Source organism: Paenibacillus sp. SSG-1, from assembly GCF_002224835.1.
Classification (GTDB): domain Bacteria; phylum Bacillota; class Bacilli; order Paenibacillales; family Paenibacillaceae; genus Paenibacillus_AQ; species Paenibacillus_AQ favisporus.
The window spans coordinates 4,673,137-4,686,730 of the sequence record NZ_MBRK01000001.1; the positions used below are offsets into that span (position 1 = coordinate 4,673,137).

Below are 13,594 nucleotides of genomic sequence, written 5' to 3' on the forward strand. Positions count from 1 at the left end.
TCCTTAAGTTTTAGATCAGCGCATCAATGGCCGATTCCAGCTCCAGCGGACCGACCGGTGTCTCAAACCGCTCCACCACCCGTCCTTCCCGGTCAATCAGGAACTTGGTGAAGTTCCACTTGATATCGTCCCCTTCCAGCAGCTCAGGCTGTTCCTTCTCAAGGAACGATTGCAGCATTTTCCCTTCGGAATTGTCCGTACTGATCCCCTTAAACGGAGCCTTCTCCGTCAAGTAAGCAAACAGCGGATGCTTGTCTTCTCCGCGCACATCCACCTTCTCAAACATCGGAAAGCTCACGCCATAGTTAATTTGGCAGAACGTATCGACTTCCTCATTGCTTCCAGGCTCCTGCTCGGCGAACTGGTTGCTTGGAAATCCGAGCACCTTGAATCCCTTGTCACCGTATTTCTCGTACAGCTTCTGCAGGTCGGCATACTGCGGGGTGAACCCGCATTTGCTCGCCGTGTTCACAATGAGAAGCACGTCCCCCCTATATTCCGAAAGTTCCTTTTCCGCGCCGCGAATGCTGTTTGCTGTAAAAGAATAAATACTCATGGTCCCATCCTCCACCTTAATTATATTTTATAAAATTAAATTGTACACAATTTATATATCGAATGTACCACCATCTTTTCCGGAAAGCAAGCTCTTTTTGCGAAATTTATACTTTCTGATCTCTTAAATAAAATCGCCGTCCAACTGTTCCACTGGGGAAGTTGGGCGGCGACCGCTTTACAAGCTTTGCGACGTAGGACGGACAATCAACTCGTTAATCGTCACGTGAGTCGGCTGCTGGATAGCAAACAATACGGTTTGGGCAATATCGTTCGGGTCAAGTTGGTTCCATTCCTGACTGCCCAATTTCTCGAGCGCGGGATAAATCGTGTGATCTGTAATGGTATCGTACAGCTCGGTTTCCACAGCTCCAGGAGAAATAAGGGTCGTCCGAATATTTTGTTTGGCCCCCAGTTCGGTTCGCATGCCTTCTGTTAACACCCTTACGGCATGCTTGGTTGCACTATAAATGGAGCTCGATGGAAAGAGGATATGCCCTGCAATGGAGGAGAAGTTAATAATATGCCCCTCATTGCGTTCTTCCATATGCTTGTACACTGCTGCCATCCCATAGAGTACGCCTTTAATGTTCACATCAATCATTCGTTCCCACTCATCAACTTTTAAATTCCTGAAGAACGAAAGCGGCATGATCCCGGCATTGTTAATCAAGATGTCGATTTGTCCAAAGGTTCTGATGGTTTCATCTGCCAATGCTTCCACGTCGGAACGCGAGGTGACGTCAGTCACTTTGTAGCTGGCTTCGCCTCCTGCCTTTCGAATGGCTTCCTGCAGCTGATGCAAACGTTCTTCCCGGCGAGCGGCAAGCATGACTTGAATGCCATTTTGAGCGAGAAGCTTGGCTGTCGCCGCTCCCATTCCGCTGCTCGCGCCTGTGATGATCGCTACTTTCTTATTCATATGGAATTCCCCTTTGTCCGTTTTTAGCCAGTCATTTTTGGCTTGATAACAGGGTAACAAGTGGAGTTTGCTGTAAGTCAAGTCTCGATAAAAAAATAGTACACAAGCCAAAAGAACACTGAATTTACAGGCTTTTATGAAAGGAACAAGTATACAAACACCACAGGAAGCAGTAAAAATACGAGAAAATCCTTTTAGTACACTCTAATGCAAACGGCAAAAAAGCGCATTCCGTAGAACGCGCTCGGCTTAGAGAGATCTGCTGCAACCGTCTATCCCCTTAGGGCAGCATTTTGCTGAGCCCTTTTTCTTGTAAGTCGTACAAAGCCAGCTTGTAATTGATCTGTTCCAAATTTTTATAGGTCTCTCTAAGATCCCTTTCTACTTTTTCCTTATGCTTGAGCATCATTTGTTTGCGGATCTTCAATGTGCTCTCGCCTTCCCAATATAAGTCTACATAATGCTTGATCTCCGCAAGCGGCATGCCTGTCGATCGCAGCGCCAAAACAAAATTCAGCCACTCCATACTTTCTTCATCGTACAACCGATTGCCACTCGAATCGCGCTTGACGCCCGGCAAAATTCCTTCCCGTTCATAATAACGGAGAGTATATGTGCTAATTCCGGTTTCTTCCGAAATTTCTTTAATCGTAGACATGTCTTTCTCCTCCTAGAGATCGATTTGAAAAATAATGATTTATCCGTAGTTCTCATCCACATTCCCGTTATCATTCATGAATTTTCTGGAGTTGCAGATGTCATGAACGCTTTGATTTAGAGTTTACTGTACCACTTAAGATAGGATCAAGCCAGCTCCTTAACCTCATCCCGGAGTACGGAGATTCCGCGCTTCGATCTCACAAGCTTGGGCCGTTCGGCTAATATTTTCAGAAAAATGGGTAAATTAACAAAGATGAACCCGATTCCGGTGACGGATACGGACAATTGCTGTGAGAAGGAGTGACGCGAGGTATGAAACTTTCCGGTAAAGTAGCGATCATTACGGGCGGTGCCAGCGGGATCGGACAAGCCACCGCACGTCTGTTTGCCCAGGAAGGCGCCAAGGTCGTCGTGGCCGACCGCTCGGAAGCGGGCCAGGAAGTGTCCGACCATTTGAAAGAAAAAGGGTACGACTCGATTTACGTCCGGGTGGATGTGACCAAGGAGGAGGAAGTCCAGGCGCTGGTGGAACGGACCGTGAAGGAATACGGAAAACTGGACATTATGTTTGCCAATGCGGGCGTGGCCAACGATGAGCCGGCCGATCAGCTGTCGCTGGACAAATGGCAGCGCACGATCGACGTCAATCTGACAGGCGTCTTCCTGTCGGATAAACACGCCGTGGTCCAAATGCTGAGACAGGGCACCGGGGGTGCGATCATCAATTCCGCTTCGATCCACGGCCATGCGGCCAAGGCGGGAGTTACCGCTTACGGCTCGGCCAAAGGCGGCGTCGTGCTGCTCACCCAGACGCTCGGCATTGAATACGCCAAGCACGGCATCCGGGTGAATGCCGTCTGCCCGGGTTATATCGATACGCCGCTGCTAAAGGCGCTTCCGCCGGAAGCCAAGCAGCAGCTCGTGGAGCTGCACCCGATAGGACGACTCGGCACCGCGGAAGAGGTGGCCAAATCCGTCCTGTTCCTGGCCAGCGACGACTCCTCGTTCGTGATCGGAACGAGCCTGATGGTAGACGGCGGATATACCGCCCAATAATGACTACAGCATGTATAAAAGAAGCGCCCTGGCGGCATCGCTGCCGCCGGGACGCTTTTTTTCATGCTCAGCTTCCTCTATTACCCACGATCCTGCTCTACTTTCAGCCTGTGGCCGATCGGGGTTTCGCCCGACTTTTTGCCTTTCACATGCCATAGTCCCGGAGTATCCCGCATCCCGCTGACTTCGACCAGCACAGGCCGCCGGGGAAACCCGCTCACCCGCAGCCATAAACGGTTGCCGTCGACGGCCCTCTGCTCGATGGTGATGCCGGCCAGCGGTCCAGCCTCCGTGTTCTCCTCCGCAAAGAACAGCACCGTTCCCAGCGTATCCGGATCAATCCGTTTGTTGAACGAAACCGTCAGCTCCTGTTCTCCGCGCATGACGGCTTTCACAGGGACAGGCGGTTCGTCATACATATACCCGCCGAGATGGTATTCGTACGCCGTCCACGTATCGTAGCCGAGCTCGTAAACCGTGTTCTGGAAGTCATTGAGCCAGCGCCGGTTCTTCACCATGCTGCTCCGGGAGCCGATGTCAGCCTGAATGCCAAGGGGAAGTCCGGGATAGGCGGCCCGGATCGGTGCGGCGAAGCTCTCGTATCCGCCCGCGTACTGCGGAGGCAAATGGCGCTTCATCCAGTCCGGCCAGTGGGTTTGAAGCACGTGCATATTCGGCCGGACCTTCCCGATCATCGAAATCGCATCAAGCCCCTGCCATTCCTTCAGCCGGAGGGTGGATACCGCTCCGCCGTCAACCGCCAGCGACCAGGTCGCTACGGCAATATCCGGGCGGACACTTCTTGCGCCTCCGCTGCCGTTTATAATTTCATCGATGAGTCCGTTCACGGCGTCCACGCGGAAAGTAATCCATTTGCCGTAGATGTCAGGTATCTTTTTATAATAGTTAGCCGCCCGTTTGTTCAGAAATTCAGGAATATCATGGCCGTACTTGTCCCGGAACGCTTGCTTCGCGTGGGGGCCGACGTCGCCGTATACCCCTCTGCGGATGCCGTCCCATTCCGGAAAATAGGGCTCGGCGATCTCAATGCCGTCAAACGGATGGTCCAGTAGGACCCGGGCGACCGCTTCCTTTTTCCATTCCACGTAAGATGCCGAGAACGGAGAAAACCGTTCAAAGCCGTCATTGAGCTCCTTCAACAGCCCCATCCGCCAGGAACGCCATTCCCGTGGGAGATGTTCAGTGGCGAACGTTCCGTTCCCGATTACAAGCGCCCATACGGCAATATCCCGGGCGTGAAAAGCCTCAATGATGTCCGTTCGTACCCTGCTCTCGTTCACGACAAAATAATGCACCGTCCGGTAGCCGGACAGCTCGATCTCTTCGGCGATGCTCTCGGCAGAGCGGTCCGCATAATAAGGAAACAGCGGGTCGATTTGAATGCTGGGCCCTTCCAGCGCCCATGGTCTTGATATCACCCTGCTCTCGTTCATGGTTCCTCCTTTCGCAAATCTAAAGCCGTCTTTGCTGTACCTGCGTAAAACGGCCTGTGATTCTCTTCAAAAAATCGAAGCACCCGCCCAGCTCAGGGCATACAATGCAGTAAACGTTCATCGGAGGGATCCAAGTGCTGCTCATGAAGTTTAAAAGAAATATAACCCTGCAGGAGCGTCTTGCCAAATTCACCGGGCATCTGGTGGAAATCAACGGCGCAGGCCTGGGTCTGGAGCCGGGGCGGCTGCAGCATGTGTATAAAAGCAGCTTTATCCGCGTTCAGGGGGAGCTGTTCGTTCCGCTCAGCCTGCAGACCATCCGCGTCTTTGACGTTAAGCCGCCGGCGGTATTCCGCCGCGTCGGAATCCGGACGGTATTCCAGTCCGGCAAAGCCTTTTCCAACATGAAGCTGGTGCTCATCGGTTCCGACTTCATCGAGGTGCAGGCCAAAGGGAAATCGCCATCCCGAATTTTATTTCCCCTGAATCAAGTCGAAGGAATCTTTCCGGTCTGATCCGCGCTTACCTTATTGTACATCTTTGAACCGGAAAATGCCCAGACACTGCGCTTTGGGTTCTGCCCAGCCATTTTGGCGTTTTATTTAAGGTATGCTCTATTTCTTTCCATAAAAACCGCACCTATACCCTCATTTTTACAGACCCTGCAGCTGCAGACGACGGCCTCTTGACTCCCCTTATCAGCAAACCAAAAACCGGCCGTTATACATAACGGCCGGTCGTTTGCGCCTCATTTTAAAAAGGCTTGCTGACCATGAAGTACAATATGAAAAGCGGCAGCAAGGTGGCAAGGATGCCGAAAACCGCCCAATACGCCGACAACTTCTTGTAAGCTGCGGAGACCGCGCCGTTTTCGAGCGCCTGCCGGCTGAGCCGGATCATTCCCCGCTGCAGCGGGATCAGTACGGCCAGCCACAGCACGCCGGTGATCCCGAACAGGATTAGCGAAGCCGTAAGCCAGTTCAGACCTGCCAGCGAATAGCCGCCTTTGGCGGCCATCAGGCTCCCGGTGACGATCAAGAGCAGCAGCCCGGGCAGCGTAAACGCATAATCGGCGATCATCACGTTGTTCGCGGTGCGGTGAATCTCCGCGGCATCGCCCCGGACGTCGGCGCGGACTTTCCAAAAAGCAGCCGTAATGATGTTACCCAAGAAAAGCACGCTTCCGGCAATATGCAGAAACAGGAGCAGCGTCATGACGTCGGAGCACCTCCTTGACGGTCCGGCAGCAGCGTCCGCATAATCAGCTCCGAAAACTCCTGAATGCCGAACCCTGTGCTGCGAACTCCGATCAGGCTGCGCATCCGCAGCCCGAAGGAGAGCAGCTCAAACAGCTCCGCCGCCTGGTCGGCATTGACCGATGAAGGGATGACTCCGGACTCCTGGCCTGTGACGATCCACCTCTTGGACGTGGCGACCGCCTGACGGTAAAAGTCCGCGACGATGCCGGCCGCTTCCGGCTGATCGCTTTTCCCGATCAAATACATCATGATGAGGTTGCTCACATCTTCCCGGCTCTCCAGCTTGGGCAGACTCTGCGCGATCGCATTCATGGGCCCGTCAAATTCCTTTACGGCAGGGGCATCCACCGCGTCCATGAAGCTCGTATTCGTCTCCTCCAGCTTAGCCTCGAGCACCTTCACAAACAGTTCATCCTTGCCGGATACGTAGTGGAATATGGCCCCCTTGGACAAGCCGGTTCTTGCCATAATATCGCTGAGCGTCGTCTTGGTGCAGCCCTTCTCCAAAATGAGCTCTTCAGTTGTATCCAGCAGCAGTTTCATCGTCTGCTCGCGTCTTTCTTCCTGTTTCATCTCCATCCTCCTCCTGATTTAGTTCCAATCCGTCATGCCCATGCTCCCGGAGGGAACCAGCCCGCAGCGAGTACGGCAGCCAAAAAAACGACCTGAAGCACGGTTCGCGGGACAAGCGGCATCACCGCTCTGCCGTCCAGAGTCAGACGGTTATTCGCCGCGTATACGTTGGCCGGAAACATAGCCAGCAGCATCAGGGCGAGCCCGGTGGATGCCGCCCCGGCCATGATCGGAATCATCATGCCGACGGCGCCGGCGATTTCCAGCCAACCCGTCAGCGTAACCAACGCACCCGGCTGCGCGAACCGCGGCGGTACCATGGCGACCAGCTGCGCGCGGCGTTTGCCCCAATGGGCCGAGGCGGTCAGCAAAAACATGAAGGCTACCGCAAACCGCAGACTGATGATCCAGTCATTCATATACTCCCAGCCCAGCCATCCCATCAAGCGAAACCCTAACAGCGAAACGATTAATCCAATCAAAGGAGCCATTTTCCTCACCTTTTTTCTTGTTTTGTTAGCTCCATTATAAATACCGACCATCGGTTTGTAAATAGAGTTACTGTAAATATTTTCAACGAAAAAAGGCTGGTGCATTAAGCATCCAGCCGCTGCAGCACAGCCAGCACGGTCAGATGCAGCGGATAAAACGACCGCCACACCCACGCCCTAACTCTGGCCTGCTCGATCTTTTTCCATAAATAAGGCCCGTATACAATCATCAGGGTCGGTACGATGCTCAGCATCTGCAGAACAGCCCCTGCTCCGAATGCTATCAAATACAGTATGTTCAGCAGCAGATGGGCACCCAGCAGTTTCTCGGAGGAAGCATACCGGAAGGCAAGCACCAGCAGCAGGCCGTATGCTCCGTAATCAAACGGGAACCCTTCCATCAGAACGCAAAAGGCCAGAATGATCCCGGCTTTGGCTGCCATGGACAGATTGCGCTCCAGAATTTGCAGGACGGCGGCTGCCACAAACAGCGTGACGACCACGTTCAGCCCGTCCGGGTCCAGAGCCAGCTGGTATGGAATTTGGGAGAGCAGAGCCAGAATAAACAGCCTGAATAAATATTTGGTCCGGCTTCGGGTAAAATAATGTCCCTGTACGAGTGCATAGGCGTAAATCGGAAATGCGATCCTTCCGATCACCCTCAGCCAAATTTGATCCGGAAAAAACACGATCCCTGCATGATCGATTAGCATGGTCAGCATGGCGATCAGCTGCATGTTCTTCCTCCTTTCGGATAACCCGTAGGCTTCATTCCTCATGCGTTAATTGTACTTGAGATGCAGGATGGTTTTCAAAGCTGATGTGTACCCAAAAACTTGCCTGTATCTGTTATGATTATATTCGTGGATAGACGAACTTTTGAATGACCTTCCAAGGAGGAGAACAGCTTGAACTTTCATCAACCAATCGAACGTATAAATACAGATAGTTTTAAATGGGACGACCTGAAGCGGATCTTCGGCGTGTCCGACGTCCTTCCGATGTGGGTAGCTGACATGGATTTTGCCGCACCCGACTCGGTCATTTCCGCGCTGAACAGCCGCGTAGAACACGGGGTATTCGGTTATACGATGCAGTCTGATGCGTATAATCAGGCCGTCGCGGACTGGATGAAGAGCCGCCATCGGTGGTCCATCGACAAGGAATGGATCGTCTTCTGCCCAGGCGTCGTGCCCGCCCTCAGCTTCATCGTGCAGGCTTTTACCGAGCCGGGAGACAAGGTTGCCATCCAGACGCCGGTGTACCCTCCTTTTTACAGCGTCGTCACCGATCACGGCCGGGAGCTGGTGCAGAACCCGCTGAAGGAGCAAGACGGGTATTACACGATGGACCTCGAAGCGCTTGAGCAGAGCCTGGACGATCAGGTCAAGCTGTTCATCCTGTGCAGCCCGCACAATCCAGTCGGCAGAGTATGGCGGCGCGAAGAGCTGGAGGCGGTTGCGAAGCTCTGCATGGAGCGCGGCATTCTGATGGTGTCCGACGAAATCCATGCGGACCTGGTTTATGAAGAAGGGACCCATATTCCGTTCGCCAGCTTGTCCAAGGAGATTCAGGAGAACTGCATCATTTGTACTGCGCCGAGCAAAACGTTTAATATCGCCGGGCTGAATACTTCCAATATCATCATTCCGAACGATTCCATCCGGCGCCGGTTCAAAAAGACGCTTGAGCTCTATCATGTCAATTCGATCAGTACGCTCGGCAGCGCAGCTACCCAAGCCGCCTACAATGACGGCAAGGCTTGGCTGGACGAAGCGCTAGTGTACATGAAAGCGAACATGGAGTATGTGAGTGAATATTTGGGTGAACATATTCCGGAAATCAAAACCCGGGTGCCTGAAGCGACGTACTTGATGTGGCTCGATTTCCGCGCACTGCAGATGTCGCCCGACGACCTGGAACAATTTCTGCTGAACAAAGCCAAGCTTGCCCTGAACAAGGGTTCTGCTTTTGGCAAGGAAGGCGAAGGCTTCATGCGCCTGAACATTGCCTGCTCCCGCTCCCTGGTCGAGGAAGCGATGAAGCGTCTTGACCAGGCGGTCCAGGAATGGCGCAAGGAGCAGCAACAGCAGCAGCCGGTATAAGCAACTGGTGTAATAGAAGCGTCATGCTTCCCCAAATTAGGCATTAGACTAGGCTAAAAGCATGGTCCGAACAAGCGGCAACCGGCTTGCGTAGGCTTCCCGTACAGGGCAGCATTCGCTCCGGGAGCCGCTTTTTTCATGCTTCCGGTTTAGAACCGCCGCTCAGGCTGCTTCGCAATCCCCTCTTCCCTCCCCTTTTGAAAAAAATCAAACAAAATCGTAAGATTCACATCTCGAAGCCGGCAGCGCCAACCTTTTATGATGAAGTTGAACGTACCGACAGCCATAAGTACCGCTCTATCCGGAGGTGATTTATGAATCATTCTGCACAAGTTGTCCTGATCACGGACGCAGACACTCCTGTTGGCAGAGCCATGATCCGGCGTTTTTCGGCCGGCGGCGCCCATCTCGTGCTGAACAGCGCATCCGGCGGCGCCGAGGCGGCGGCTGATATCGCTGCAGCCCGGGCCGCAGGCTCGAACGTCATCGTGGCGAGCCTCGACCTGAGCGTCGGAGCTAACGCGAACCAGTTGGTCGAGACCGCGGAGCGGGAACTCGGCGGACTGGACGTCCTGGTCCACAATAACGATCTGCTCGCCCCCGCTTCCGTCGAGACCTGTTCGGAGGCGCTGTTTCAAGAAGTGATGCATGCGAATGCGAAGTCCGCCTTTCTGTGCGCACAGGCCGCAGGAAAGGCGATGGCATCCCGGCAGTCGGGCTGCATCGTCTTTGTTTCGTCGATCCATGCCGAGAAGCCGACCGGATCTTCCTTTGTCTACAGCGCGTCCAAGGGAGCCGTCAAAATGCTGGCGAAGGAAGCGGCACTGGAGCTCGGCCGGCACGGCATCCGCGTCAATACGATTGAGGCGGGGCCGGTAGAAGGCGATGATGAACGCTTCCACAGCAGGCTTACGACGCTCTATCACAGCTACGAAACCAAGGTGCCGAGCGGGCAGCTGGGAAGCGCTGAGGATATCGCCCATGCCGCAGGCTTTCTCGCCTCCGCGGAAGCCCGCTACTTGAACGGCGCAGATCTCCGGCTGGACGGCGGTTTCCTGCTGCACTACATGGACCATAAAATGAAACGGCCAAAGGGAGGCGATTCGCCATGAGCATGGCAGGCAAAGTCGCCCTGGTGACGGGAGCGGGAACCGGCATCGGCCAGGGGATTGCGCAGGAGTTCGCACGCAGAGGCGCAAGCGTAGCGGTCCACTATAACCGCAGCGAGGCAGGCGCCCTTGAAACGAAGCGGCGGATCGACGAGGCCGGCGGGGACTGCTTCATCGTTCAGGCGGACGTCGCCAGGCAGGACGAGATTATCGCGATGGTAAGGGAGGTCGAGCAGCGCGGCGGGGGCATCGACATTCTGGTCAACAATGCCGCCGTGCAGCTGAACTACGACCTGTTCAAGCATGATGAGGAGACGTTCAGCCGCATGATGAATACGAACGTGAAGGGCTACTGGCAGTGCATTCAGGCCGTCGTTCCGGCCATGAAGCAGAAAGGCGCCGGCCGCATCATTCTCATCTCTTCGGTGCATGCGAAGCGGCCGACCGATTTCGATCCCGTCTACGCGATGACGAAAGGCGCGATCCGGATGCTGGGAAGGGAAAGCGCCATCGAGCTGGCCCCGTACGGCATCACGGTGAACATGATCGAGCCGGGAGCCGTCGACGTCGGCAAATATGAGCGCATATTAGCGGACGATCCCGATGCGCAGAAGAAGCTCGAGGAGCGGCGCAAGCGCCAGCTGGCCAAATTCCCGATGGGCCGCGTCGGCGTCCCGCTCGATGTCGCCAGGCTCGCCGCCTTCATCGCCTCGGACGAGAGCGAATATTTGACGGGCTCCGCCATCCGTCTGGACGGCGGGAGCATGCTGCTGTAACGAACCATCCAATAGGGGGAGTGATTTCATGATTAACAAAGAGTCTTACGAGCAAACTTTGGCCCATGTAAGCACCGCTTCGAGACCCTCGGAGCTGAAGATTACGGACATCCGCTTCACCGATATCGTCGGGGGGCCTTTTCACAGCAGCCTGATCAAGGTGTATACCAACCAGGGGCTCGTCGGCTTCGGGGAGGTCCGCGACGGTGCGGACAAGGTATATGCCCTCATGCTGAAGAGCCGTCTGCTCGGCGAAAATCCCTGCAACATCGACAAGCTGTTCCGGCGGATCAAGCAGTTCGGCGGCCATGCCCGCCAGGGCGGCGGCGTCAGCGGAATCGAACTCGCGCTGTGGGACCTGGCCGGCAAAGCCTACGGGGTGCCGGTCTATCAAATGCTTGGCGGCAAATTCCGCGATAAAATCCGCATGTACTGCGATACGGAGGTCGTCGGCAAGGATACCGGCAAGGCAATGGGCGAAGCGCTGAAGAAACGGATGGACGCCGGCTTCACCTTCCTGAAGATGGACCTCGGCATCGGACAGATCATCAATGAGCCAGGCACGCTGAGCGCCCCGCTCGGTTTCCTGGAGGAGATGAGGGAAAAATCGAAGCGCCGCTACAATCAGAACTTCGACGGATTGTCGGAAGACGAGCTGCGGGAAATTACGAACCGCCACTACGATATCTACAACATCCCCCATCCCTTAACCGGCATTCATGTCACGGAAAAAGGACTCGACATGCTCGAGCAGTACGTCGCGGACGTCCGTTCCGTCATCGGCTACCAGGTGCCCCTCGCCATCGACCATTTCGGCCATATCGGGCTTCAGGACTGCATCAAGCTGGGCCGGCGCATCGACAAGTTCAACCTGGCCTGGATGGAAGACATGATTCCTTGGCAGTACACGCAGCAGTACGCCCAGCTGTCCCGGGCCGTCACTACTCCGATCTGCACAGGCGAGGACATCTATCTGAAGGAGAATTTCAAGCCGCTGCTCGAAGCGGGCGGCGTCTCCGTTATCCATCCCGACGTCCTGACTACCGGCGGCATTCTGGAGACGAAGAAAATCGGCGACATGGCCCAGGACTACGGCGTCGCAATGGCGATCCATATGGCGGAGAGTCCGATCGCCTGCCTTGCGGCCGCCCATGTCGCCGCCGCGACCGAAAACTTCCTTGCGCTCGAATACCATTCCTGCGAAGTGGATTGGTGGGATGACATCGTCATCGGCAGCAGGCTGCCGGACAAACTCGTCCAGAACGGGTACATCACGCTGACGGATGCGCCCGGTCTCGGCATCGACGATCTGAATGACGAAGTGCTGGCCGAACATGTCCACCCGGAGATCGGCGGAATCTGGGAGTCGACCGACCAGTGGAACAAGTTTTATTCCAACGACCGGCTGTGGAGCTGACGGCTGCGGCAATACGAACCACCCGCACGGAGGAACGCTGTGCGGGTGGTTTTTTCTCGTATGGATGACGACAGGTAGACGCGTGATAGGGCGCTGATCTCCGCCCCCCTTTCTTTTGATCCCCCTTTGTCGACGAAAGGCATGCCTCGTCAAAACGAAAAGGCACGGATAGGAGGGATCCGTACCTTTTATTGATCTTTCTGTTTCGAAATTAACGAAGCTTAAGACGTCACCGAAGCCCGGCTCATCTTGGCCGCCGCTTCCATCAGTCCGGTGATATAGCCGACGCCGTACAGGCGGCCGAGCAGCTCATATCCCGGGTTCGTATTGTCCTCGCCTTCCATCGTCGGGACATGGTCCGGTCTCGCCGGCCCGTCGAAGCCGACCTCGTAATAGGTCTTCATCGCTTCGAGCATATCCGTCTTGCCGTCGTCGTGGAAGGTCTCCTCGAACTTCTCCGGCGTGCCCTTCACGTCACGGAAGTGGACGAAGAACAGCTTCTTCTGGCCGGCGAACTGGCGGATGACCGCAGGAATGTCCTCGCCCGCCGTCGCCAGCGTTCCTTGGCACATCGTCATGCCGCTGTATGCGCTCGGCACCAGATCGATTGCCCGCTGCAGCGCGGCCGCGCTCGTCAGAATCCGCGACACGCCGCGGATCGGCGAGATCGGCGGATCGTCCGGATGGAGCGCCAGCTTCACCTGCGCGGATTCGGCGACGGGCACGATTTTTTCCAGGAAATAGTGCAGGTTCTCCCACAGCTGCGCCTCAGTGACGATGCCGGCCTCCGTCAGCGGGGCATCCGCCATCAGGCTGTGATCGTAGCTTGATACGAGCGCCCCGCCGCGCGTGCGGGTTGTCGTCGAGGTGCGGAACCAGTTAAACTGTGCCATGAAGTTGTAGCAGAGCACAGGAATGCCGGCGGCGCCCATGTTGACGATGAACTGCTGAAAAATCTCGATCTCCTCGTCGCGGCCGGGCGTCCCGAGCTTGATGTTGTTGCTCGGCGGCATCGATTCGATGACGGACAGCGTCAGTCCGAAGTCGGCGTACCGCTGCTTCATCCGGATCAGCGGCATCAGATCCCACGGCTTCTCCGACTTCTCTTCCCACGGCAGGCCGCCAACCGCATAGTTCACGTTCATCTGCTTCGCCAAATGCCACAGCCGGTTCGGCTGCGAAGAGAAAAATTCCGCCAATTGCATGGAATGAACACC

General features: G+C 55.3%; 15 protein-coding genes. 6 read left to right on the forward strand and 9 right to left on the reverse strand.

All coding sequences use genetic code 11. From position 1 onward, the window contains the following. Positions 1–10 precede the first annotated feature (10 nt). The 3 genes from BCV73_RS21660 to BCV73_RS21670 all read right to left on the reverse strand — a co-directional run bounded on the left by BCV73_RS21660 (position 11) and on the right by BCV73_RS21670 (position 2,135). A complete protein-coding gene (locus BCV73_RS21660) occupies positions 11–556 on the reverse strand; it encodes a glutathione peroxidase (protein WP_089548491.1) in 546 nt (181 codons plus the stop codon). A 177-nt stretch (positions 557–733) separates the two neighbouring features. Next, positions 734–1,477, reverse strand: coding sequence for an SDR family oxidoreductase (locus tag BCV73_RS21665; protein ID WP_089548492.1), 744 nt, complete (start codon positions 1,475–1,477; stop codon positions 734–736). Between the two features lie 280 nt (positions 1,478–1,757). Further along, positions 1,758–2,135, reverse strand: a complete 378-nt coding sequence (locus BCV73_RS21670) for a MerR family transcriptional regulator (RefSeq protein ID WP_089548493.1) — start codon at positions 2,133–2,135, stop codon at positions 1,758–1,760. 314 nt (positions 2,136–2,449) lie between these two features. On the opposite strand from BCV73_RS21670, the gene BCV73_RS21675 reads away from it, so the two are divergent. Next, positions 2,450–3,193 (forward strand): SDR family NAD(P)-dependent oxidoreductase, encoded by a 744-nt coding sequence (locus BCV73_RS21675; RefSeq protein WP_089548494.1) that lies wholly within the window; start codon positions 2,450–2,452, stop codon positions 3,191–3,193. Between the two features lie 80 nt (positions 3,194–3,273). Here the strand turns inward: BCV73_RS21675 and BCV73_RS21680 are convergent, their stop codons facing one another. Then, positions 3,274–4,647: an N-acyl-D-glucosamine 2-epimerase gene (locus BCV73_RS21680; protein ID WP_089548495.1), complete on the reverse strand. Its 1,374-nt coding sequence runs from the start codon at positions 4,645–4,647 to the stop codon at positions 3,274–3,276. 143 nt (positions 4,648–4,790) lie between these two features. Between BCV73_RS21680 and BCV73_RS21685 the strand changes: the two genes are divergently transcribed. Further along, positions 4,791–5,162, forward strand: a complete 372-nt coding sequence (locus BCV73_RS21685; protein ID WP_076173757.1) for a hypothetical protein — start codon at positions 4,791–4,793, stop codon at positions 5,160–5,162. Between the two features lie 238 nt (positions 5,163–5,400). On the opposite strand, the gene BCV73_RS21690 is transcribed toward BCV73_RS21685, so the two are convergent. The 4 genes from BCV73_RS21690 to BCV73_RS21705 form a co-directional block, all read right to left on the reverse strand. After that, a complete protein-coding gene (locus BCV73_RS21690) occupies positions 5,401–5,862 on the reverse strand; it encodes a DUF2269 family protein (RefSeq protein WP_089548496.1) in 462 nt (153 codons plus the stop codon). Continuing rightward, entirely contained in the window at positions 5,859–6,479 is a 621-nt protein-coding gene (locus tag BCV73_RS21695; RefSeq protein WP_089548497.1) for a TetR/AcrR family transcriptional regulator, read from the reverse strand. Before BCV73_RS21695 ends, BCV73_RS21690 begins: the two co-directional genes overlap by 4 nt. 32 nt (positions 6,480–6,511) lie before the next feature. Further along, positions 6,512–6,970: a DoxX family protein gene (locus BCV73_RS21700; RefSeq protein ID WP_089550351.1), complete on the reverse strand. Its 459-nt coding sequence runs from the start codon at positions 6,968–6,970 to the stop codon at positions 6,512–6,514. A 104-nt stretch (positions 6,971–7,074) separates the two neighbouring features. Continuing rightward, the gene (locus BCV73_RS21705) at positions 7,075–7,707 is read right to left on the reverse strand and encodes a TraX family protein (RefSeq protein WP_089548498.1); all 633 of its coding nucleotides are present in this window, start codon (positions 7,705–7,707) and stop codon (positions 7,075–7,077) included. A gap of 171 nt (positions 7,708–7,878) precedes the next feature. On the opposite strand from BCV73_RS21705, the gene BCV73_RS21710 reads away from it, so the two are divergent. From BCV73_RS21710 to BCV73_RS21725, 4 genes are all read left to right on the forward strand, one after another. After that, positions 7,879–9,075, forward strand: coding sequence for a MalY/PatB family protein (locus tag BCV73_RS21710; RefSeq protein ID WP_089548499.1), 1,197 nt, complete (start codon positions 7,879–7,881; stop codon positions 9,073–9,075). A gap of 314 nt (positions 9,076–9,389) precedes the next feature. Next, the gene (locus BCV73_RS21715) at positions 9,390–10,187 is read left to right on the forward strand and encodes an SDR family NAD(P)-dependent oxidoreductase (RefSeq protein WP_089548500.1); all 798 of its coding nucleotides are present in this window, start codon (positions 9,390–9,392) and stop codon (positions 10,185–10,187) included. Next, a complete protein-coding gene (locus BCV73_RS21720) occupies positions 10,184–10,960 on the forward strand; it encodes an SDR family NAD(P)-dependent oxidoreductase (RefSeq protein ID WP_089548501.1) in 777 nt (258 codons plus the stop codon). The genes BCV73_RS21715 and BCV73_RS21720 overlap by 4 nt, the downstream gene beginning before the upstream one ends. Before the next feature lie 28 nt (positions 10,961–10,988). Beyond that, complete coding sequence (locus BCV73_RS21725; protein WP_076173646.1) at positions 10,989–12,377, forward strand: mandelate racemase/muconate lactonizing enzyme family protein; 1,389 nt, start codon at positions 10,989–10,991, stop codon at positions 12,375–12,377. 221 nt (positions 12,378–12,598) lie between these two features. Here BCV73_RS21725 and BCV73_RS21730 read toward each other — a convergent pair whose 3' ends face one another. Next, positions 12,599–13,582 carry a mannonate dehydratase gene (locus BCV73_RS21730; protein WP_089548502.1) on the reverse strand — a complete coding sequence of 328 codons (984 nt, stop codon included), beginning with the start codon at positions 13,580–13,582 and terminating at the stop codon, positions 12,599–12,601. Between the last annotated feature and the right edge of the window lie 12 nt (positions 13,583–13,594).